The sequence below is a fragment of the Shewanella sp. 4_MG-2023 genome, from assembly GCF_030548015.1.
In the GTDB taxonomy this organism is placed as follows: Bacteria; Pseudomonadota; Gammaproteobacteria; order Enterobacterales; family Shewanellaceae; genus Shewanella.
The window spans coordinates 1-2,143 of sequence record NZ_JAUORL010000071.1 but is presented as its reverse complement, the minus strand read 5'-3'; the positions used below and the strand labels follow the sequence as shown (position 1 = coordinate 2,143).

Genomic DNA, 2,143 nt, shown 5'->3' with positions numbered 1-2,143 from the left:
GCTGACGAGCGGCGGACGGGTGAGTAATGCCTAGGGATCTGCCCAGTCGAGGGGGATAACAGTTGGAAACGACTGCTAATACCGCATACGCCCTACGGGGGAAAGGAGGGGACCTTCGGGCCTTTCGCGATTGGATGAACCTAGGTGGGATTAGCTAGTTGGTGAGGTAATGGCTCACCAAGGCGACGATCCCTAGCTGTTCTGAGAGGATGATCAGCCACACTGGGACTGAGACACGGCCCAGACTCCTACGGGAGGCAGCAGTGGGGAATATTGCACAATGGGCGAAAGCCTGATGCAGCCATGCCGCGTGTGTGAAGAAGGCCTTCGGGTTGTAAAGCACTTTCAGTAGGGAGGAAAGGTTAACGGTTAATAACCGTTAGCTGTGACGTTACCTACAGAAGAAGGACCGGCTAACTTCGTGCCAGCAGCCGCGGTAATACGAGGGGTCCAAGCGTTAATCGGAATTACTGGGCGTAAAGCGTACGCAGGCGGTTCATTAAGCCAGATGTGAAATCCCCGGGCTCAACCTGGGAATTGCATTTGGAACTGGTGAACTAGAGTCTTGTAGAGGGGGGTAGAATTTCAGGTGTAGCGGTGAAATGCGTAGAGATCTGAAGGAATACCGGTGGCGAAGGCGGCCCCCTGGACAAAGACTGACGCTCATGTACGAAAGCGTGGGGAGCAAACAGGATTAGATACCCTGGTAGTCCACGCCGTAAACGATGTCTACTCGGAGTTTGGTGCCTTGAGCACTGGGCTCCCAAGCTAACGCATTAAGTAGACCGCCTGGGGAGTACGGCCGCAAGGTTAAAACTCAAATGAATTGACGGGGGCCCGCACAAGCGGTGGAGCATGTGGTTTAATTCGATGCAACGCGAAGAACCTTACCTACTCTTGACATCCAGAGAATTCGCTAGAGATAGCTTAGTGCCTTCGGGAACTCTGAGACAGGTGCTGCATGGCTGTCGTCAGCTCGTGTTGTGAAATGTTGGGTTAAGTCCCGCAACGAGCGCAACCCCTATCCTTATTTGCCAGCGCGTAATGGCGGGAACTCTAGGGAGACTGCCGGTGATAAACCGGAGGAAGGTGGGGACGACGTCAAGTCATCATGGCCCTTACGAGTAGGGCTACACACGTGCTACAATGGCGTATACAGAGGGTTGCAAAGCCGCAAGGTCTAGCTAATCTCACAAAGTACGTCGTAGTCCGGATTGGAGTCTGCAACTCGACTCCATGAAGTCGGAATCGCTAGTAATCGTAGATCAGAATGCTACGGTGAATACGTTCCCGGGCCTTGTACACACCGCCCGTCACACCATGGGAGTGGGCTGCACCAGAAGTAGATAGTCTAACCTTCGGGAGGACGTTTACCACGGTGTGGTTCATGACTGGGGTGAAGTCGTAACAAGGTAGCCCTAGGGGAACCTGGGGCTGGATCACCTCCTTACCTATACGACTAACTTAATGTTTGTTGAGTGTTCACACAGATTACTTGATAGAAAGAAAGAGCAATATACGTTGGGTCTGTAGCTCAGCTGGTTAGAGCGCACCCCTGATAAGGGTGAGGTCGGTGGTTCAAGTCCACTCTGACCCACCAAAATCTTCATTTCTCCTAAGCGAAGATTTTGTATTAACGTATTTTGTTTTACTGCATGTAAATGGGGCTATAGCTCAGCTGGGAGAGCGCCTGCCTTGCACGCAGGAGGTCTGCGGTTCGATCCCGCATAGCTCCACCATTTACATCTTCTCAATAAGTTGAGTCGACATATGCAATTAAGAGATGCCAAAGATAATCTAACCATTATCTTTGGCTTTTTTTAGCCCGTTCTTTAACAATTTGGAAAGCTGATAGTATTTAATACGATGATGTCTGTCGTTGTATTAATTACAAATCGTATTATTGGGAAATTAATCCTTTTCTGATAATACATTGAGTTCTCAAAACACTTTATTAAGTGTCTTGAATATTCTAAAAACTAAGGCGAATTTGTGTACTCGCAAGAGATGCAAATTATGTAATAAACCAGCTAGTTACGATACAGCTGTTAGGGCTACCCGCTCTGACAACGATTAAGTTTCCTTGTGAAACTCATTTGGGTTGTATGGTTAAGTGACTAAGCGTATACGGTGGATGCCTTGG

Annotated in this window: 2 tRNA genes and 1 rRNA gene; all 3 read left to right on the top strand. The window is 49.2% G+C overall.

Annotation, left to right across the window (positions count from 1 at the left end):
- A 16S ribosomal RNA gene (locus Q4546_RS19075) occupies nt 1-1,450 on the top strand; the annotation flags it as partial.
- Between the two features lie 73 nt (nt 1,451-1,523).
- Nucleotides 1,524-1,600 (top strand) — tRNA-Ile (locus tag Q4546_RS19070).
- Nucleotides 1,601-1,663: 63 nt separating this feature from the next.
- Nucleotides 1,664-1,739 (top strand) — tRNA-Ala (locus tag Q4546_RS19065).
- Nucleotides 1,740-2,143: the final 404 nt, after the last annotated feature.